The organism is Staphylococcus sp. GDH8C109P (assembly GCF_017893405.1).
Lineage (GTDB): Bacteria > Bacillota > Bacilli > Staphylococcales > Staphylococcaceae > Staphylococcus > Staphylococcus cohnii.
In genome coordinates, this window is the sequence record NZ_JAESMX010000023.1 from 75,192 (window position 1) to 95,310 (window position 20,119).

Genomic DNA, 20,119 nt, shown 5'->3' on the forward strand with positions numbered 1-20,119 from the left:
ATTTGTAAATTGGCCCACATTTGTAACTATCGATTATTTATTTTTAAAGCTATCTAGAGCTTGTGATATTTCTACATCTCCGCTAATAATTTGGAATTCTGTATTTAAATAGTCGTCACTTGTGACAACTTCATTGATGACTGAAGCAACATCTTCTCGTGGGATCGAACCTCTGCCTTCAAAAAAGGCACCTACTTCAATTTTGTTTGTACCATCATCATTTAATAAAGCACCTGGATGTACAATCGTATAAGGTACTGATGCTTGTTTTAAATATTCATCAGCATAATGTTTGGCAATTGTGTATGGTTTCAAATCTCCACTTGCATCAAATGCTTCTCTTCTAGAATCATATGTTGACACCATCACAAATTGTTTCGCATTATTAACCTCGCTTGCTTTAATAGCTTTAACTGCACCATCTAAGTCTACAATAATTGTTTTATCGGCACCTGTACTACCTCCTGAACCAACAGAAAATACTACACGGTCAAAACCTTTAAATTTTTCAGTTAAAGTTTGAACATCATCTGTCTCAACATCAATTAAAGTTGCTTTGATATTTTTTTCTTTCAGTTGTTCAACTTGTGATTCTTTTCTAACTCCAGCGGTAAAATCTACCTCTTTTTCTTTTAACTGTTCTATTAAATGATGACCAACGCCACCATTTGCGCCAATAACTAAAATACTCATATTGGTACCTCCTTATCGAGTTAATACTAAAAGTCTACCACTTTTATAAGAATTTAAAACAAATATGCATTTTCAATTGACATATTAGCACAATGATATTAATATATGAATATATATTAATATATTCATACGATAGGAGGGGTAAATTTATGAATCCCCCAATAAACACCGAAACTTTAGAGCATGTAACTGATATTTTTAAAGCATTAAGTGAGACAAATCGCATACGCATCATGCATTTATTATCACAAAATTCTAGCAGTGTAGGTCATATTGCGCATACTTTAAATATGGGGCAATCCAATGTGTCACATCAGTTACGCATATTAAAACAGGCCCACCTAGTCAAATCTAACCGAGAAGGCCAATCAATGATATATTCAATTGATGATACACATGTGACTGATTTATTGAAACAAGCAATACATCATGCAAATCATAAACTATAAAACTAAAATGAAAGGTGTGAACTTATATGTCACAACATCACGAACACAATCACACACACAATCATACACATGGACATGTACACACCAATAATAAAAAAATCTTACTTATTAGCTTTTTAATTATTGGTATATTTATGATAGTTGAAATCATCGGAGGTTTTTTAGCACATAGCTTAGCATTATTATCAGATGGTTTACACATGTTTAGCGATTCAATTTCATTAGGTGTAGCTTTATTAGCTTTTATTTATTCTGAAAAACATGCTACTCAATCTAAGACTTTTGGCTACAAACGCTTCGAAATATTAGCAGCGTTATTTAATGGTGTAACATTATTTGTTATCGGTATTTTTATCATCATAGAAGCAATCGATCGTTTCTTTAATCCAATAACGGTAAAATCTACAGAAATGTTTATCATCAGTGTAATTGGCCTCATTGTTAATATCGTTGTTGCTTCTTTTATGTTTAAAGGTGGAGATACAGATCATAATATAAACATGCGTGGTGCTTTTCTCCATGTAATTGGAGACTTATTAGGTTCTGTCGGAGCAATTGTAGCAGCTATTCTTATTTGGTCATTTAATTGGACTATTGCAGACCCAATTGCAAGTATTATTGTCTCCCTGCTTATTATTAAAACTAGTTGGGGCATAACGAAATCATCTCTTAATATTTTGATGGAAGGTACACCAAGTGATGTCAATATGAATGAAATCATTAACGCTATTACAAGTGAAGTGCAAATAAAAAATGTACATGATTGTCATATATGGACTATTTCTAATGAAATAAATGCTTTAAGTTGTCATGCAGTAGTACCTAATGACATGACAATCGAAGAAGGTGAACAACTTTTAAACCAACTCGAACATCGCTTATCACATTTAAATATTCAACATATGACGATACAATTTGAAACAGAATATCATAATCACGACAGCAATACTTTATGTTCAGCAATTTATACAGGAAAATGACATGAGGTAAAAAATAAAAAGTGACTAGATTTTATAGCTTGAAACAAGCACTATCATTCAATCTAGTCACTTTTATGATTTTAATCACTATTAAAATATATAACAAATTCATAACACTTTATACATTATAAAAACTTATCAAATATCAGTTCTTTAGCTGGCACTTGTTTTTCTTTAAAACCTCTTATAAATTCTTCATTATCATAAGGCACTTTAACGCGTTCAAATGAAAATTCATTTTCTTCGATAGTAACAATACCATATACGGCGTATGCGCCGTTATTTAGTCCAACAGATCCAGGATTAAAATAAACCTTTGATTTATCATCAAACAAATGAACTGTATGATTATGACCAAAAACAATTAAATCAGCCTCTTTATCTTCAAAAAGTGATTTTATATTTTCTTCAGTAGGTTCTACAATAGGACTAAATGGTTGGCCATCAATCGGCGTATTCAATTTATCATTGGGAATTTCGTAATGGATAAACATAACTTTTTTATGATTCATTGTTTTTTCAATAACACGAGGTAAAGCATTTAATTTATCGTAATAATCTTCATCTAAGTGGCTTTCAATCCATTGGTGGTGTTCATAAAATTTATCTTTTAAGTCTTCAGGATAAGGCGTATCGTTAACAATTGACATCACCGCTTCATCATGATTACCTGCAATAATTTCCATATCATCTCTTTCGAATATTTCATCAAGAACTTTATTTGTTTCATGGCCTACACCAATATTATCGCCTAAGTTATATATTTTATTTATATCTTTTCTTCTATCAATATCATCCAATACTGTATCTAACGCATCAAAATTGCCATGTACATCAGTAAGAATTGCAAATTTCATGATGATATCTCCTTTCAACATTTTCTCATTTGCTCATTTTAACATTTTATAGCCATTTTGTTACCTATTAATTTTAAAATCTCTAATTTTTTGATAGCATATGCTTATCACTAAAAAGGAGTGCTTAAAATTTGTTTAAATTTCATAAACTAGCATTACAAAATGCAAAACCGCAAAATGCTAAAATATTACTATTCACAATTGTAAGTTTTATCATATTGTTTGCTTTGACTGTACTAACTTTTATACCAGTTCAACCAGCAATATATAAATTTTTAATGTCAATGGCAATGCAACAACCTATTGGAAGTGCATTAATTACATTGATACTAGCAATATTAATTCCATTAGTGGTTTTTATATTTGTAGGATATCAACTTATTGCTGGAACTATATACACTATAGACAATGCAATTAATAAAGACAAGGTTAAATTCAAAGATTTATTTTCAATATTTAAAAAGGGTAAATATGCTAAATCATTAAAATTATCTTTAATCACATTATTAAGTATTATTATTATATTATTACTTAATCTTCTAATAAGTAAGCTATTGCAATTAGGAATTGTACAATTATTCACTGCATTACAAGGACCGTTAAGCAGTTCTGATCATGCACTTGGATGGTCACTAACATTCCAAATTATTGCTGCTACTTTACAAGTATTTATATTGTCATTTGTTTATTGGTTCTTTACAATCCTAATCGTCAACTATACACTAGCCTTTGTTAAAGAACCTAATAGAGGTGCTTGGTCTTCTGTAAAACGTGGCTTTAAAGCTATTAAAAACGGAAATAAAACTTGGTTTAAATTTTATATAGGTATATTATTATTAAATTTACTTGTTATAATCTTAGCCAATCCAGTAAGTCAGTTAGTGTCAATTAGTACTGGTGGTATTTCACAAACATTAGCGATGACTATTATCTATATTGTGTCAGTAATTGTTATAATAATTAGATTAATCGTTTATTACACAAACTTATTAGCAATTATTCAATACTACAATAAAAATGGCGAGCATATAGACAAATCAGAAGTCAAAAAATCAAAAGCTTCTAAGCAATCTGATCAAACATCTAAAGTAACTAATAGTGTTAATCACACAACTGAGAAAGCTACTGATAAAATCAATCATACTACCGACCAGTTTAAAGATAATACAAAAGAAAAAACAACAGACATCAAAGATCAAATTAATAATAAAAATAAATAATATATTTGAATATAAATTTCAAAAGGACTAATCCACAACAAATGGATTAGTCCTTTTAAAATTGTACTTATAGTGAGTTATGATACTTCTAATTTTTATTTTGCTTATACTCAAACGAATTTTCTTATTACAGCATGTATCAGTATATTTTCAGTATCAAAAAAAGACATTTCATCTCATTTAGTAACCATTATTAACTGAGAGAAGTTTCTTTTTTAATCAATCTATGCATACAGTTTATAATAAATGCTTTTTCAAGTATAATGCAGCACCATTTTCTTCATTTGTAAATGAAGTGACATCATCTGCTAAAGCCTGAATTTCTGGCCGAGCATTCTTCATCGCCACAGTATAATTGCCGAAAGCAAACATCGCTCTGTCGTTATCACTGTCACCAATGACTAACGTTTCTTCTTGTTTAATGCCAAAGTAGTCTATCATTTCTTTAATTCCAGTTCCCTTATCAATGCCAAAAGCCATTGTTTCTGCGTTAAAGCGTGATGAATTTGATACACTGATTTGAAGTGTCGTTTGACCATCAATTAACTGATTTCGAAATTGAGTAATCTTATCATAATCTGGTGAAAATAAATAAATTTTTGAAAATGACGTGTCAGGAATATTTGCTTTCCAACTTACTTTTTCAACGATAGATTCTCTTCGAGATGTCCACTCACTGTATCCTACATTTGCAGGTGGTGTTGATTGTTTAAACATTGCTTCAGCCCACGCTTGATCTTCATTAAGAATAATTCGATTGCCGTCGAAAGGAAAAACTTCATAATAAATTGCTTGTGCTTTTGCTCTTTTCACAATTTCATTTACCGTATCGAATGTTAAACTATGTTTAAAAATTGTTTCATTGTGAACGACACCATTAGTACCGTTAGAACTAATAATACCATCCACTTTAAAATTTTCAGGTACAAGGTAATGAATCTCATCATGTGCTCTACCAGTAGCTAAAAATACTTTATAACCATGATTTCTTAATGTTTGTATAACCTCTGTCGTTTCATTATCTACACGATTATCTTTATGTAAAATTGTACCATCCATATCCAAAAATATTGCTTTAACATTTTTCATGTAATTAAAATCCTCCATCATATGTTATCGTATTAAATTATGGCACTTTATCTATGTTTCTGCAATGTCTCCATCTTTTAAAAACAGTGTGTATCGCCCATTATTACATGCAATGTTGACATTTCTTTTAAAGAAATGGCTCAATGTTGCATTATTAAGAATTTCAGATATTTTACCTTGTTTAAAAGGTTTCCCATTTTTCAATAAAAACCCATAATCAATATCTTGTGTAATTTCTTCTACAAAATGCGTTACATAAATGACTGCTAATTGAGGATTTTGCTTATACAATTGTGTCAGTGCACTTAATAAATCTTCTCTTGCAATAAAATCTAAACCTGTGGCTGGTTCATCTAAAATTAATAGTTTAGGACTCCCCATCAAAGCTCTTGCTATCAATACTTTTTGACGTTCTCCAGTAGAAAGATAACCATAATATTGATTTTCAAATTGAGCGATTCCCATTTGTTTTAAATATTTTTTAGCCAAATCTATGTATTGTTGTTGAACATCCTGAAACACACCGATTGACTTAAATATCCCACTAACTACAACATCTAAAACAATTTCACCATCCTGAAATCGATTCATTAAACTACTTGATACAAATCCAATTTGTTGGCGTACATTTTCAGCAGAATATCCTTTTTTACCAGGCTGCATGCCAAATAAAGTCATTTCACCAGAGGTGTTTGGCTCATATGCATTTAAAATATTTAATAGAGTAGTCTTACCTGCCCCATTTAAACCATATAGCATCCATTTTTCTCCCTCATTGATTCGCCAACTCAGTCCTTGAACAATTTCTTTTCCATCTTTTCTTCTTGCTATATTGTTCAATTCAATTAGCATATATATCCCCCTTTTAAAATTTTCATTTATTTTTGATTTTGTCTAAATATTTTTTCCAATGTCTTCCCTTTAGCCAATTCATCAACCATTTTGTCTAAATATCTAATTTCTTTCATTACTGAATCTTCCATATTTTCAACACGAATACCACATATAACACCAGTCACTTTAGTTCTATGTGGATTTAAATATGGTGCTTGTTGAATAAATGATTCATAGTCAGTGCCATCTTCAATCATTTCATCTATTTGTGACTGATTATAGTCGGTCATCCATTTAATGACAGTATCTACCTCATTTTTTGTTCTACCTTTTTTTTCGACTTTTTTCACCAAATGAGGATAAATATTTCCAAAAGCCATGGTATAAATTTTGGGTTTTGCCATTATTTCATACGACCTTTCTTTATTTCTAAAATGTAAGCTTCTACATAGCATATTAAATTTTTTATATTTTTGAAAATATTTCACTTTTACTATACGTTAAAAATAAAAGTTGCGACATCAAAAAGTCTCAGCTCAGACTGTCGACAAAGTCTCTGACTTTGTGGACAGTTTTTTTGTGCACGCTTTCCGCGGGCACTGCCTTAGCCTGTAGTCTTCGGCTAGTGCTATTCCCGCAGGAGTCGGCCCAAATCACTGCCTATATCACACTAAAAATATTATTAATTCAGAGACGCATATGTTAAAAGAGAACGAGAAAAACAATTTTCTTATAGTCTACCTGCATGTGTAGATAATGATTGTTATATCATTGAAAAGCACTGTTGATAATGTAAAGAAACAATATAATTTGCGAAATCAAACAATTGAGAGAAAATTTGACGATATAAAAGAACAGCATGATCCGATGAAAGAGATATAAATGTCATGACAAAGTTACTATGGATATCATATTAATTTGTGTTGCCATGAATCTTTAAAAATTGGCAATACGGTTAGTAAAATAGCCAATAATGGTCTGAAATACCACTACTATTTTGAAAAAACTATATAAATAGACAAACCCTTCACAAATTAATGCGAAGGGTTTGTCTACATTCTGAAGCTGAGACATCAAAATGTCTTAACTCAATATTATTTATTAATTTATTCAACTGTTACAGATTTAGCTAAGTTACGTGGTTTATCCACATCTAAATCTCTGTGTAATGCAGCATAATATGAAATTAATTGCATAGCCACTACAGCAACTAATGGTGTTAATAACTCATGGACATGTGGAATAACATATGTGTCACCATCTTTATTTAATCCATCCATAGAAATTATACAAGGGTTTGCACCACGTGCTGCAACTTCTTTCACATTACCACGAATAGAAAGGTTTACGTTTTCTTGTGTTGCTAAAGCAATTACTGGCGTACCCTCTTCAATAAGTGCAATTGTGCCGTGTTTAAGTTCGCCACCTGCAAAACCTTCTGCTTGAATGTAAGAAATTTCTTTAAGCTTCAATGCGCCCTCTAAACTAACATTATAGTCAATTGTACGACCAATAAAGAATGCGTTTCTCGTTGTTTCTAAGAAATCTGTAGCAATTTGTTTCATTACATCTGCATCATCTACAATTGTTTCAATAGCAGTAGTCACTTTTGCAAGTTCGCGTAGTAACGCAACATCGGCTTCTTTACCGTGTTCTTTCGCTACAATTTGTGACAAAATTGAAAGTACTGCAATTTGTGCTGTATATGCTTTTGTAGATGCAACTGCTATTTCAGGACCAGCATGTAATAATAAAGTATGATCCGCTTCACGTGATAATGTAGAACCAGACACGTTCGTAATTGTTAATGATTTATGCCCTAGTTTTTTAGTTTCTACTAATACAGCACGACTATCTGCTGTTTCACCTGATTGTGAAATATAAATAAATAATGGTTTTTCTGAAAGCAATGGCATATTATATACAAATTCTGAAGCAACATGTACTTCTGTAGGAACGCCTGCCCATTTTTCTAAATACTCTTTACCAACTAAACCTGCATGATAACTTGTACCTGCCGCAATGATATAAATTCTGTCTGCATCTGCTACATCTTTTATAATATCCGCATCCATTTTTAAATTGCCATCAGCATCTTGATATTCTTGAATAATACGACGCATGACTGCAGGTTGTTCATGAATTTCTTTCAACATGTAGTGATCATAAACACCTTTTTCAGCATCAGCAGCATCAATTTGTGCAGTATAAGCCTCTCTATCTTGTACTTTACCTTCTTGGTCTTTAATAATTACTTCGTCACGTTTAACAATGACAATTTCATGATCATGAATTTCTTTATATTGATTTGTAACTTGCAGCATTGCAAGCGCATCTGAAGCGATAACATTAAAATCATCACCTACACCAATCAATAACGGTGATTTGTTTTTTGCAACGTACATAGTGTCACGATCATGACTATCAATAAGGCCTAATGCGTAAGAACCTTCTAATAACGATACCACTTTTGTAAAAGCTGCTTCTGTAGAAAGTCCAGTATTTGAGAAATATTCAACTAATTGAACAATAACTTCAGTATCCGTTTCAGATAGAAATTTTACATCTGATAAATATTCATTTTTTAACTCTTCATAATTTTCGATTACACCATTATGAACTAAAGTAAAACGTTCAGTTGCGGATTGGTGTGGATGTGAATTTTCATAATTTGGCACACCATGTGTTGCCCAACGCGTGTGACCAATACCTACGTTGCCATCTACATCTTTACTATCTGCAACTTTTCTTAGCTCTGCGATACGTCCTTTTGATTTAAATACATTTGTGCCATCATCGTTAACAACAGCAACACCAGCAGAATCATATCCTCTATATTCTAATTTTTCTAATCCTTTTAATAATAATTCTTTGGCATTATCATGCCCGATATATCCAACTATTCCACACATATACATACTCCTCCAATTTAATGGTGAAGGGTATTGAACGTTCGGCGTACAGGAACCTGTTCAATATATGAGGCCAATTTAAATAAATTTCTTAACCTTCATTTTATCGTAAGAAATTTTTAAAAAAAGGCACAGAAATCCCATTCACCTTTAATCTTAATTTTTATTTAATTTGGCTATCTTATTAACTTTGTGCACCAGGTTGCCCTAATGTTTTCCTTAATAAGTTTACGAATGAGCCACATCCGGGATAGCATCCGCCGATGGTTCGATAACTATCCTCCTCGTCTACAAGCTTCGATTTCATATCTATTAAGATTTCTGTTTTAAATCTTAAATGTTAAATATTCAACCTTTTCACTTGCACAGGCGCTTTTATTGATATATTTATGTCAAACTGTCCTCCTTTCCTTCAATACCACTAATTGTACAATGCTTATGCAACCAAATGCAAATTTTTTATTAACTTCATCCTTAAAATAATTGTGAAATTGTTTTATTATTTAAAATTCAAAACTTTTCATAAATCAATAGTCATAAACTTGTCAAAAGCACTGTGACAAATTTGAGATTACTATTTGTTGTTTATTTATGTGAACACACCTACAATAATAGTTAAATACAGAGAAAAAGAGGTGCAAATTATGTCACAAACAGATGCTCAAGATAATAAAGGGATTGGTCGTAAAGTTCAAGCTTTTGGTTCGTTTTTAAGTAGCATGATCATGCCAAATATTGGTGCATTCATTGCTTGGGGCTTTATCGCGGCAATATTTATAGACGGCGGTTGGTGGCCAAATAAAGATCTTGGTGAATTGGCTGGACCAATGATTACTTATTTAATACCATTATTGATTGCTTATAGTGGTGGTCGTTTAATTCACGAGATGCGTGGCGGTATTATTGCAGCTGTAGCAACAATGGGTGTGATTGTAGCATTACCAGAAACACCGATGTTACTAGGCGCAATGATTATGGGACCACTTGTTGGTTGGTTAATGAAAAAAACTGATGAATTCATTCAACCAAGAACTCCACAAGGCTTCGAAATGTTATTCAATAATTTCTCAGCTGGGATTTTAGGTTTTATAATGACAATTATAGGTTTTAAAATATTAGCACCAATTATGGAATTTATCATGCATATTTTATCCGTTGCTGTTGAAGCATTGGTACATGCGCATCTACTTCCATTGGTAAGTATTATTGTTGAACCTGCTAAAATCGTATTTTTAAACAATGCTATTAACCACGGGGTATTTACACCACTGGGTGCAGATCAAGCTGCATCTGCGGGACAATCTATTTTATACACAATTGAATCGAACCCTGGTCCAGGTTTAGGTGTATTAGTTGCTTATATGATTTTTGGTAAAGGCACAGCTAAAGCTACATCATATGGCGCTGGGATTATCCACTTCTTAGGTGGTATACATGAAATTTACTTCCCTTATGTATTAATGAGACCGTTATTGTTTATCGCAGTAATATTAGGTGGTATGACTGGTGTTGCTACTTATTCATTATTAGACTTTGGATTCAAGAGTCCAGCTTCACCTGGTTCATTTATCGTATATATGTTAAACGCACCTAAAGGTGAATTCTTACACATGATTATAGGTGTATTATTAGCAGCAATCGTATCATTTATTGTTTCATCAATTATTTTAAAATTCACAAAAGAAACAGAAGAAGATTTAGAAGCTGCAACAGAGAAAATGGAAGCATCAAAAGGTAAAAAATCAAGTGTATCTTCTAAGTTAACAGGGAATAGTGATGATAACACTTCCACAACTGCTACTGATGCAACTGACACAAATAGTGAAAATCAAACAGAAGATGATTTACTAGATAACTATGATACTGAGAATGTAGACGCGCATGACTACAGTAAAGTAAATCACGTTATCTTCGCTTGTGATGCAGGCATGGGATCAAGTGCCATGGGCGCAAGTATGTTGCGTAACAAATTCAAAAAAGCTAGCATACAAGACGTTGAAGTAACAAATACAGCGATTAATCAATTACCTAGCGATGCACAACTTGTCATTACTCAGAAAAAATTAACAGACAGAGCAATCAAACAAGTTCCAAATGCAATTCATATTTCAGTAGAGAATTTCTTAAATTCTCCTAGATATGATGAATTACTAGAAAACCTTAAAAAAGAAGAAAACTAATCACTCACTAAAAAGATATAAATTGGAGGGTATGGCTATGTTTTTGAGTACACGTGAAAAAGAAATTATCGAAATGTTAATTAAGTATCACGGTCAATATGTCACTATTTATGACATTGCTCAACATTTAGCTGTATCCTCTCGTACTATTCATAGAGAATTGAAGTCTATCGAACCTTTTTTAGCTAGTTTTAATATTGAGTTGGAACGCGTTACGAAAAAAGGATTACAGTTATCTGGTAATTCATCTGCGGTACATTCATTAAAAAATGAATTAATTCAACAAGTTACGATTGATTTGTCTCAAGAAGAACAAAAAGTAATTATTTTATATGCACTTATCCAAGCTAAAGAACCAATCAAACAATACAGTTTAGCACATGAAATTGGTGTTTCTACGCAAACACTAGCTAAATTACTAGATGAATTAGATGATGAACTAGACCAGTATCAGTTAACACTTCAAAAAAAGCGTGGCGAAGGTATTCACCTTTATGGTGCTGAATCAAAAAAAAGAGAATTATTAAGCCAATTAATGGTAAATAATTTAAACAGTACAAGTGTTTACTCTGTAATAGAAAATCACTTTGTATATCAATCGATTAATCAATCTCAGTTACCAATGGTTGATTTAGATAAAATTTTCCAAGTTGAGAGAATTCTTATGGATCATTTGGGGCAACTGCCCTATTCCCTTACAGAATCAAGCTATTTAACCTTAACTGTACACGTTGTACTCAGCATTGATCGAATGCTTAAAGGAGAATATGTAGCTTTAAATGACGATATTTATAATAGTGTCAAAGACACCTTTGAACACCAAGTAGCTTCAGCTTTAGCATTACATTTAGAGCACATCTACGGTGTTCAGTTCAACCAAGCGGAAGTAACTTTCATCACGATTCATTTACGCGGAGCCAAACGCAAAGAAACTACTGAAGTATTTAAAAATAATAAAGATGATCAACGCATTGAAAAACTTATTCATTCAGTTTCAGAGATTTCTCAGCAAACATTTAAAGACTGGAGAACACTCAGCGAGGGGTTAAAACTGCATATTATACCAGCAATCAATCGATTAAATGCTAATATTGAAACTTATAATCCTTTAACTGAAATGATTAAACATAAATATCCACGGCTATTTGAAAGTGTGCATCAGGGATTAATAAAAACGTGGCCAAATTTTAAATTTCCAGAAAGTGAAATTGCATTTATCGTATTACATTTCGGCGGTGCAATTCAAAAACAAGCGACACCTTTTTATAATGTACTTGTCGTTTGTAGTAGCGGCATAGGTACAAGTCGTTTACTCGCTACTCGGCTACAACAAACATTTAGTGAAATTCAACAAACAACACAAGCGTCTGTGGGTAATCTTAATTCCATTGATATTCAACAATATGATGCAATTATTTCAACAGTTAATTTAGATATCAGCTTACCGTACCTCACAGTTAACCCATTGTTACCAGATGCAGATATCAATCATGTAGCTGCTTTTCTAAACATGCAACAAGACAAACCACAAACACAAATATTTGATGACACTGATACAACGTTTGCAAATCCTGAATATCAATTAGAATATATTCGTAAAGGCCTAGAAGTCATTGATTCAATTTATATTGATTATACACATACTCAAGATTGGATTATGTATTTAACTGGACAATTATTTAAACATCATATTATTGAAGATAAACAGTCATTCGCTGAACTTATTAAGCAACGCATGGATGAACAAGGTTTTGTTTTAGACCCTTATCCCATTGCTATGCCACACTTAAAAAGTGATTTAATTAAGAAGCCATTTATCTTAGTCACTATTTTAGAAAAGCCACTTATGCTTAATAGTAATCAAAATGACAAAGTTTCTGTAACATATTTATTAAATATGTTCATACCTCCAGATGATATCATGGCACAATTTATTAGTGAATTATCTGGGAAAATTGGTGAGTATATCGATGGTATCGACCAATTTATGAAACAACCTGAACAATTAACAGATTTACTTAAACAAAGTTATCTGAAAGCATTACAAAATCAATTAAACATGGAGTGAATGATATGAGTGAATTATTTAGCAATGACAATATTTTTATTAACCAAACTGTGAAAGATCAAAACGAAGCAATTGAAAAAGCAGGACAAGCGCTTGTATCAAGTGGAGCAGTTACAGAAGACTATATTCAAGCTATGAAAGATCGTGAACAAGTTGTAACAACATTTATGGGAAATGGATTAGCTATTCCCCACGGTACAGATGAAGCTAAAGCAAGTGTTTTAAAATCAGGCTTAACTTTAATTCAAATTCCTGAAGGTGTCGATTGGGGTGGTGAAGAAGTTAAAGTGGTTGTTGGTATCGCAGGTAAAGATGGTGAGCATCTAGATTTATTATCAAAAATTGCCATCACATTTAGTGAAGAAGAAAATGTTGAACGCATTATCAATGCTTCATCAGCTGAAGAAATTAAGCAAGTATTCGAGGAGGCTGACGCATAATGAAAGCATTACATTTTGGTGCAGGTAACATTGGTCGTGGTTTTATTGGTTATATTTTAGCTGATAATGATATTAAAGTTACATTCGCAGATGTCAATGCTGAAATTATTGATGCCTTAGATTCTAAACAAGAATATGACGTCATATTAGCAGATGAGTCAAACACAACAACTCGTGTACACAATGTAGACGCAATCAATTCAGGACAACCTTCTGCTAAATTAAAAGAAGCCGTATTAGAAGCAGATTTAATTACTACTGCCGTCGGTGTCAATATTTTACCGATTATTGCTAAAACGTTCGCACCTTATTTAAAAGAAAAAGAAACACCAGTAAATATTGTTGCTTGTGAAAATGCCATTATGGCCACAAATACATTAAAAGAGGCAATTCTAGATATCACCGGTCCATTAGATGAACATATTCATTTTGTTAACTCAGCAGTTGATAGAATTGTTCCTCTGCAAACAAACGAAAATATTCTAGATGTCATCGTGGAACCTTTCTATGAATGGGTTGTAGAAAAAGATGCATGGTATGGTCCAGAATTAAACCATATTAAATACGTGTCAAATTTGACACCATATATTGAAAGAAAATTATTGACGGTAAACACTGGCCATGCATACTTAGCTTATGCTGGTAGATATAATAATCAACCGACAATCTTAGATGCAATTAATGATAAAATGATTAAACATGATCTGGAAGAAGTCTTGAAAGAAACAAGTCAGTATATTACCAACCAATTTGATTTTTCAAAAACTGAACAAGCACAATATGTTGATAAAATTATTGAACGCTTTAAAAACCCACATCTTTCAGATGAAGTGACTCGTGTAGGTCGAGGTACAATCCGTAAAATTGGACCGCAAGACAGAATTATTAAACCACTAAATTATCTTTATCAAAATAATTTGAAACATCATGCGTTAATTAAGGCAGCTGCATTACTGTTAAAATATGATGACACAAACGATCAAGAAACAGTAGAAAAAAATAATTATATTAATGAATATGGTGTTGAAGCATTCTTAAAAGATTACGCTAAAATTGATAATCAATTAGCATCTGAAATTAGCAATGAATACAACGTCTTATAGTATTAAATAATTAAAAGATAATATATTTAGTTAAAGCATTGAACAACATAATATTCCAAATCAAAGGCTAATCCGTTTAAATACGAATTAGTCTTTTTTATAGTTAATCTTTTATAGCTTGGACTGTGCTTGTCGAATCTATATTATGATTGTAACAAAATCTTGTAGTTTTTTTATATAATATTCTACTAAACATACGACTCTTTTATTTAGGTGAATTTAAAATATAATTTTATGAACCACCCTATGTATTTGATACATTACTAAAAAAACTGTCAATACATGTACTAACGCAATCATTAAGTACTTGTATTGACAGTTTATAATAAATATAAAAACTTAATCATTTAGACCCATTTTGTCTTTAACTACATCAGCAATTGTTTGAGCATATCGTTGCGCTGCTTCATCAGTTGCTGCTTCAACCATAACTCTTACTAAAGGTTCTGTTCCTGAAGGTCTAACCAAAATACGTCCTTCTCCGTTCATTTCAACTTCTACTCTAGTCATGACTTCTTGAACATCTACATTTTCTTCCACGCGATATTTATCAGTCACACGTACATTGACTAAAGATTGAGGGTATTTTTTCATTTGTTTTGCAAGTTGACTCAAACTTTTACCAGTCATTTTAATAATACTTGCTAAATGCACGCCTGTTAATAAACCATCACCAGTAGTGTTATAATCCATTAACACGATATGACCTGATTGTTCTCCACCTAAATTATAATTACCTCTACGCATTTCTTCAACTACGTAGCGATCTCCCACTTTTGTTTTATTAGATTGAATGCCTTCATCTTCTAAAGCTTTGTAAAATCCTAGGTTACTCATGACTGTTGAGACTATCATATTATTGTTTAATTCTTGATTCTTGCTCATTGCTTGACCAATGATGAACATAATTTGATCTCCGTCTACGATGTCCCCATTTTCATCAACGGCAATTAATCTATCGCCGTCACCATCAAAAGCTAAACCAAAGTCACATTCTTCTTCAACCACTTTCTCAGACAGCGTTTCTGGGTGTGTTGATCCTACATTATCATTAATATTATAACCATTAGGATTACAACCAACTGTAACCGTATCCGCCTCTAAATCTCCAAATAAAAACGGTGCTAGTGATGAAGTAGAACCATGAGCGCCATCTAAAGCGATTTTCATGCCATCTAAGTTAACATCAATCGTAGATTTTAAATAACTTAAGTACTTTTGCGCACCTTCAAAATAATCAGAATAATGCACAATGTCGTCCCCTATTGGACGTGGTAATTCTGGGTTTTCTTGATCTAGTAATTGTTCAATTTCTCTTTCTTGATCATCAGAAAGTTTGAAACCATCAGAGCCAAAAAATTTAATACCATTATCTGGAACAGGATTGTGAGACGCAGAAATCATAACACCTAATTCTGCTTCCATCTCTTTAGTTAAATACGCTACGCCAGGTGTTGATATAACGCCTAAACGCATCACTTCTGCACCGATTGAAATCAATCCAGCAATTAATGCAGACTCAAGCATTTCACCAGAAACACGAGTATCTCTACCAACGAGTACTTTAGGATGCTTCTCACCTTCATTATGGGCTAACACATAACCCCCAAAGCGCCCTAATTTAAACGCAAGTTCTGGCGTTAATTCTTTATTTGCAACGCCCCTTACGCCGTCTGTACCAAAATATTTTGCCATGATTTATATCTCCTTTATAAAAAATCTATTTAATATTAATTTTTGCTGTTGTTTCTTTTGGATTAATTTTTGAAACGTCATCTGGTAATTTAAATTCTACATTTTTTTCAGTTGATTCTGTTACACCATCTAAATCGACTTCTGCAGTAATTTCGTCAATATCTTGAATATCGTTTCTATTACCGAAAATTTCCACTTCTTTTTCATCTAATTTTATATCATCTATTTCTTTACCTTTAGGTAAAGCACCTATTGCTTTAGTTTTAACTTTTACTTTCTTGCTATAATCTTCTACTTTTACACTCAAATTAACTTCATTCGGTTCAATTAATACTTTAATTTTATTAAGGTTTCTGTCAAAAGCAGTGATACGTGCAATATCCGTAGTATCTTTGCTGATTTTATCTTTATCTTTAAACGTAGCTTTTAAATATGCAATTTTATCAATTTGTTTGCTACCACCAGTCACTTTAACTGTTTCAGGTGATACACTTTGATCACTTACTTTATAATTAGCATTTAAATCGTTATCACTCACATCAGGTTCTACTTTAAGTTTTTTAGTAACTTTTTCTTCAAGATTAACTGTTGTTTCTTTTGGCTTAACTGTATAGTCAATGTCTTTATTTAAACCATTGACTTTGAATTGTGTGGTATGCTTTCCAGCTTTCTCACCACTCAGATCAAGCACTGCCTTAATATTTTCACCATTTTCAGCTTTTAATACTTGAGATTGTGGGCCCGATATTTCAATATCTACCTTACTCGGCACATCACTAGCATATAACGATTTACTATCATAATTAACTTGCACTGGTACATCTTGAAGTGTTTCCGTAGATTTTTGTCCTAATTGATCAGCATTAAAGATGTTACCAAACATGTTATTGACAGATAAGAAAAATACTAATGCTAAAACTAATGCTATTAATCTTAACCCCCATTTACTTTCTAACATATTAATTCACACCTTTCTCTTGAAAGTGTGTGCCAAACCAATGTTCAGCCAATAATTCTTCAAATGCTTCATTTGATATATCTTTTCTCAATTTTCCATCAAATGTGACTGAAATTGATCCAGTTTCTTCAGATACTACTACTGTAAATGCATCTGAAACTTCTGAAATACCTACAGCTGCTCTATGTCTTGTTCCTAAACTTTTAGCTATTTTAGCGCTATCTGATAGTGGCAAATAACTGGCAGCACTTGCAATTTTGTTCGCTTGTATAATCATAGCACCATCATGTAAAGGTGTATTAGGTATAAACACATTAGTCAATAATTCTTGAGAAATTTCAGAATTCATTGCTATACCTGTTTCAATATAATCTTGTAATCCTGTTTCTTTTTCAAATACGATTAATGCGCCGATACGACGTTTAGCCATATACTGTACTGCCTTAGATACAGATGAAATGAGTTTATCTTCATCACTATTCAAACTTGTGGAATAGCGTTTAAACAGACTACCTCTACCCAATTGTTCTAAAGCGCGTCTAATTTCAGGCTGAAATATAACAATTAAAGCTAAAACACCCCATTGTATTACTAAATCAAACAAACGAGATGTCGCTGTTAAATTTAACATTTTACTCACTTGTTGGCCGATTACAATTACTACAATACCTTTCAGTAATTGAATTGCTTTTGTACCTTTAAATACTGTAATGAGAAGATAAAGTACATACCATACAATGAGCAAGTCGAGTACACTAGCAATTATTTTGACTGTACTCCAATCATCAAAAAAGTTGGATAAATCCATAACATCTCCTCCGGTTATCTGTTCCCATGTTATATATTATACCAATCATAACACTAACTGTCATATTTAGTATTAAATTTTCATCATAAAATTAAAAGGAATAATATGGAAATAATGCCATATTATTCCTTTTATTTGTTTTTATAATAATGTTTCACCAAAGAAACTACCTACTAATGAAACTGCCTGTTCTGCTGTGTGATTATTCATATCTATCAATGGATTGACTTCTACTAAATCCATTGAAGTGATTAAATTTGATTTATGTAATAACTCAAGTGCAAAATGACTTTCTCTATATGTTAAGCCTCCTAGCACTCGTGTACCAGTTCCTGGTGTTTCAGCTGGATCTAAAGCATCTACATCTAGTGACAAATGAATGCCATCTGTTTTAGATTTCAAATAATCTAAAGTTTGTTCCAACACTTGTTTAATGCCTAGTTTATCAATATCTGCCATTGTATATGTTTTAACATTATTTTCTTTAATGTATTGACGTTCTCCCTTATCTAAATCTCTCATTCCTATAAGCACGATATTTTCTGGTTTAACTTTAGGTGCAAAATTAGAAATGTTCACTAAACGTGAATCACCTTCCCCAGCTAATATCCGCAGTGGCATCCCATGTATATTTCCAGAAGGTGATTCCTCAGGTATATTTAAATCACCATGAGCATCATACCAAATGATACCTAAATTCTCATAGTGTTTACTGATACCTGAAATAGAACCTATTGCTATGGAATGGTCTCCACCTAAAATAAGTGGAAAATTACCATTATCAACACTTTGAGATGCTGTTTCACTAAGTTGATTAGATATTTCTACTATTTCATCTAAATTACGTAAGCCTTTTTGAACTGAGTTAAACTTCTCTAAACGCATTGCAGGAACCTTAATGTTACCTGAATCTTTAACATCAATTCCAATATTTTGTATACGTTCTACAATACCTGCATAACGAATTGCATCTGGACCAAAATCTACCCCTAATTTTTTTTGTCCATAAGTCGAAGGTACACCAATAATCTCTACTAATTTATCCATAAAAAAACCCCTTTGTTTACGTTTGATATTAGGATAATCTAAAGTGATGTGACTTTCAAGTTAATACAAGCGACCTCAGTTATAAGATTTTAAGCAAATTACATAAAGAAACAAAAAAACGATTTTTAATTCAAAAAAACTAAATATAGCAATGTAATTTTATAGTTTTAAACAAAAAAATGTATATACTAAATATCAAAAAAATTTCCCATTTTTAAAAATAACAAAAAAAGCATTCCCAAAGGAATGCTTAAAAAGTGAGCCATAGAGGATTCGAACCTCTGACCCTCTGATTAAAAGTCAGATGCTCTACCAACTGAGCTAATGGCTCTAATGGCTGGGCTAGCTGGATTCGAACCAGCGCGTGACGGAGTCAAAGTCCGTTGCCTTACCGCTTGGCTATAGCCCATTAATGGTGGAGGGGGGCAGATTCGAACTGCCGAACCCGAAGGAGCGGATTTACAGTCCGCCGCGTTTAGCCACTTCGCTACCCCTCCGTATTATTAAATTAGCAATGGTGGAGGATGACGGGTTCGAACCGCCGACCCCCTGCTTGTAAGGCAGATGCTCTCCCAGCTGAGCTAATCCTCCAATATGTATAAAAATGACCCCGACGGGACTCGAACCCGTGTTACCGCCGTGAAAGGGCGGTGTCTTAACCGCTTGACCACGGGGCCATATGGCTCCACAGGTAGGACTCGAACCTACGACCGATCGGTTAACAGCCGATAGCTCTACCACTGAGCTACTGTGGAATAATGAAATATTGCCTGGCAACGTCCTACT

17 protein-coding genes and 6 tRNA genes are annotated in these 20,119 nt (G+C 32.5%); 7 read left to right on the forward strand and 16 right to left on the reverse strand.

Translation table 11 applies throughout. From position 1 onward, the window contains the following. Positions 1-33 precede the first annotated feature (33 nt). A complete protein-coding gene (locus KA867_RS12215; RefSeq protein WP_210138206.1) occupies positions 34-693 on the reverse strand; it encodes an SDR family oxidoreductase in 660 nt (219 codons plus the stop codon). 149 nt (positions 694-842) lie between these two features. On the opposite strand from KA867_RS12215, the gene KA867_RS12220 reads away from it, so the two are divergent. Both KA867_RS12220 and czrB read left to right on the forward strand, forming a co-directional pair. Then, positions 843-1,142 (forward strand): ArsR/SmtB family transcription factor, encoded by a 300-nt coding sequence (locus tag KA867_RS12220; RefSeq protein WP_019467693.1) that lies wholly within the window; start codon positions 843-845, stop codon positions 1,140-1,142. 26 nt (positions 1,143-1,168) lie between these two features. Then, positions 1,169-2,122 carry a CDF family zinc efflux transporter CzrB gene (gene czrB, locus KA867_RS12225; RefSeq protein WP_210138207.1) on the forward strand — a complete coding sequence of 318 codons (954 nt, stop codon included), beginning with the start codon at positions 1,169-1,171 and terminating at the stop codon, positions 2,120-2,122. Positions 2,123-2,247: 125 nt separating this feature from the next. Here czrB and KA867_RS12230 read toward each other — a convergent pair whose 3' ends face one another. After that, complete coding sequence (locus KA867_RS12230) at positions 2,248-2,979, reverse strand: metallophosphoesterase family protein (RefSeq protein ID WP_019467695.1); 732 nt, start codon at positions 2,977-2,979, stop codon at positions 2,248-2,250. Positions 2,980-3,110: 131 nt separating this feature from the next. Here KA867_RS12230 and KA867_RS12235 point away from each other — a divergent pair, with 131 nt between their 5' ends. After that, positions 3,111-4,199 (forward strand): hypothetical protein, encoded by a 1,089-nt coding sequence (locus KA867_RS12235; protein ID WP_210138208.1) that lies wholly within the window; start codon positions 3,111-3,113, stop codon positions 4,197-4,199. Between the two features lie 237 nt (positions 4,200-4,436). Here the strand turns inward: KA867_RS12235 and KA867_RS12240 are convergent, their stop codons facing one another. The 4 genes from KA867_RS12240 to glmS all read right to left on the reverse strand — a co-directional run bounded on the left by KA867_RS12240 (position 4,437) and on the right by glmS (position 9,034). Continuing rightward, on the reverse strand, positions 4,437-5,288 hold the full coding sequence (locus KA867_RS12240; RefSeq protein WP_210138209.1) for an HAD family hydrolase: 852 nt from the start codon (positions 5,286-5,288) through the stop codon (positions 4,437-4,439). A gap of 51 nt (positions 5,289-5,339) precedes the next feature. Beyond that, positions 5,340-6,140 carry an ABC transporter ATP-binding protein gene (locus tag KA867_RS12245; RefSeq protein ID WP_210138210.1) on the reverse strand — a complete coding sequence of 267 codons (801 nt, stop codon included), beginning with the start codon at positions 6,138-6,140 and terminating at the stop codon, positions 5,340-5,342. A 26-nt stretch (positions 6,141-6,166) separates the two neighbouring features. Then, on the reverse strand, positions 6,167-6,526 hold the full coding sequence (locus tag KA867_RS12250) for a DUF2200 domain-containing protein (RefSeq protein ID WP_210138211.1): 360 nt from the start codon (positions 6,524-6,526) through the stop codon (positions 6,167-6,169). Between the two features lie 702 nt (positions 6,527-7,228). Continuing rightward, positions 7,229-9,034 (reverse strand): glutamine--fructose-6-phosphate transaminase (isomerizing), encoded by a 1,806-nt coding sequence (glmS, locus tag KA867_RS12255; RefSeq protein WP_210138212.1) that lies wholly within the window; start codon positions 9,032-9,034, stop codon positions 7,229-7,231. 644 nt (positions 9,035-9,678) lie between these two features. On the opposite strand from glmS, the gene KA867_RS12260 reads away from it, so the two are divergent. Genes KA867_RS12260 through KA867_RS12275 form a run of 4 tightly spaced genes read left to right on the forward strand, consistent with a single transcriptional unit; the run spans position 9,679 to position 14,825 of the window. Then, positions 9,679-11,214 (forward strand): PTS mannitol transporter subunit IIBC, encoded by a 1,536-nt coding sequence (locus KA867_RS12260; protein WP_210138213.1) that lies wholly within the window; start codon positions 9,679-9,681, stop codon positions 11,212-11,214. A gap of 37 nt (positions 11,215-11,251) precedes the next feature. Beyond that, positions 11,252-13,282, forward strand: coding sequence for a BglG family transcription antiterminator (locus KA867_RS12265; RefSeq protein ID WP_210138214.1), 2,031 nt, complete (start codon positions 11,252-11,254; stop codon positions 13,280-13,282). A 5-nt stretch (positions 13,283-13,287) separates the two neighbouring features. Next, positions 13,288-13,722 (forward strand): PTS mannitol transporter subunit IIA, encoded by a 435-nt coding sequence (locus KA867_RS12270; protein ID WP_210138215.1) that lies wholly within the window; start codon positions 13,288-13,290, stop codon positions 13,720-13,722. Beyond that, positions 13,722-14,825, forward strand: coding sequence for a mannitol-1-phosphate 5-dehydrogenase (locus KA867_RS12275; protein WP_210138216.1), 1,104 nt, complete (start codon positions 13,722-13,724; stop codon positions 14,823-14,825). Before KA867_RS12270 ends, KA867_RS12275 begins: the two co-directional genes overlap by 1 nt. Positions 14,826-15,164: 339 nt before the next feature. Here the strand turns inward: KA867_RS12275 and glmM are convergent, their stop codons facing one another. The 10 genes from glmM to KA867_RS12325 all read right to left on the reverse strand — a co-directional run bounded on the left by glmM (position 15,165) and on the right by KA867_RS12325 (position 20,088). Next, complete coding sequence (gene glmM, locus KA867_RS12280; protein ID WP_210138217.1) at positions 15,165-16,520, reverse strand: phosphoglucosamine mutase; 1,356 nt, start codon at positions 16,518-16,520, stop codon at positions 15,165-15,167. 25 nt (positions 16,521-16,545) lie between these two features. After that, positions 16,546-17,478: a CdaR family protein gene (locus tag KA867_RS12285; protein WP_210138218.1), complete on the reverse strand. Its 933-nt coding sequence runs from the start codon at positions 17,476-17,478 to the stop codon at positions 16,546-16,548. A gap of 1 nt (position 17,479) precedes the next feature. Further along, positions 17,480-18,286, reverse strand: a complete 807-nt coding sequence (gene cdaA / locus KA867_RS12290; RefSeq protein WP_019467737.1) for a diadenylate cyclase CdaA — start codon at positions 18,284-18,286, stop codon at positions 17,480-17,482. A gap of 141 nt (positions 18,287-18,427) precedes the next feature. Continuing rightward, positions 18,428-19,333: an arginase gene (gene rocF / locus KA867_RS12295; protein ID WP_210138219.1), complete on the reverse strand. Its 906-nt coding sequence runs from the start codon at positions 19,331-19,333 to the stop codon at positions 18,428-18,430. A gap of 258 nt (positions 19,334-19,591) precedes the next feature. Beyond that, positions 19,592-19,664 (reverse strand) — tRNA-Lys (locus tag KA867_RS12300). A 3-nt stretch (positions 19,665-19,667) separates the two neighbouring features. After that, positions 19,668-19,742 (reverse strand) — tRNA-Gln (locus KA867_RS12305). Between the two features lie 4 nt (positions 19,743-19,746). Next, positions 19,747-19,830 (reverse strand) — tRNA-Tyr (locus tag KA867_RS12310). A gap of 18 nt (positions 19,831-19,848) precedes the next feature. Next, positions 19,849-19,924 (reverse strand) — tRNA-Val (locus KA867_RS12315). A gap of 14 nt (positions 19,925-19,938) precedes the next feature. After that, positions 19,939-20,010: transfer RNA gene (locus KA867_RS12320), tRNA-Glu, on the reverse strand. 3 nt (positions 20,011-20,013) lie between these two features. Further along, positions 20,014-20,088 (reverse strand) — tRNA-Asn (locus KA867_RS12325). Between the last annotated feature and the right edge of the window lie 31 nt (positions 20,089-20,119).

Coding starts and splice junctions, on each gene's coding strand:
- KA867_RS12215 (WP_210138206.1), bottom strand. CDS start 693: ATGAGTATTTTAGTTATTGGCGCAAATGGTGGCGTTGGTCATCATTTA.
- KA867_RS12260 (WP_210138213.1), top strand. CDS start 9,679: ATGTCACAAACAGATGCTCAAGATAATAAAGGGATTGGTCGTAAAGTT.
- glmM (WP_210138217.1), bottom strand. CDS start 16,520: ATGGCAAAATATTTTGGTACAGACGGCGTAAGGGGCGTTGCAAATAAA.
- KA867_RS12285 (WP_210138218.1), bottom strand. CDS start 17,478: ATGTTAGAAAGTAAATGGGGGTTAAGATTAATAGCATTAGTTTTAGCA.
- KA867_RS12270 (WP_210138215.1), top strand. CDS start 13,288: ATGAGTGAATTATTTAGCAATGACAATATTTTTATTAACCAAACTGTG.
- KA867_RS12275 (WP_210138216.1), top strand. CDS start 13,722: ATGAAAGCATTACATTTTGGTGCAGGTAACATTGGTCGTGGTTTTATT.
- KA867_RS12250 (WP_210138211.1), bottom strand. CDS start 6,526: ATGGCAAAACCCAAAATTTATACCATGGCTTTTGGAAATATTTATCCT.
- cdaA (WP_019467737.1), bottom strand. CDS start 18,286: ATGGATTTATCCAACTTTTTTGATGATTGGAGTACAGTCAAAATAATT.
- KA867_RS12245 (WP_210138210.1), bottom strand. CDS start 6,140: ATGCTAATTGAATTGAACAATATAGCAAGAAGAAAAGATGGAAAAGAA.
- KA867_RS12240 (WP_210138209.1), bottom strand. CDS start 5,288: ATGAAAAATGTTAAAGCAATATTTTTGGATATGGATGGTACAATTTTA.
- KA867_RS12220 (WP_019467693.1), top strand. CDS start 843: ATGAATCCCCCAATAAACACCGAAACTTTAGAGCATGTAACTGATATT.
- glmS (WP_210138212.1), bottom strand. CDS start 9,034: ATGTGTGGAATAGTTGGATATATCGGGCATGATAATGCCAAAGAATTA.
- KA867_RS12230 (WP_019467695.1), bottom strand. CDS start 2,979: ATGAAATTTGCAATTCTTACTGATGTACATGGCAATTTTGATGCGTTA.
- rocF (WP_210138219.1), bottom strand. CDS start 19,333: ATGGATAAATTAGTAGAGATTATTGGTGTACCTTCGACTTATGGACAA.
- KA867_RS12265 (WP_210138214.1), top strand. CDS start 11,252: ATGTTTTTGAGTACACGTGAAAAAGAAATTATCGAAATGTTAATTAAG.
- czrB (WP_210138207.1), top strand. CDS start 1,169: ATGTCACAACATCACGAACACAATCACACACACAATCATACACATGGA.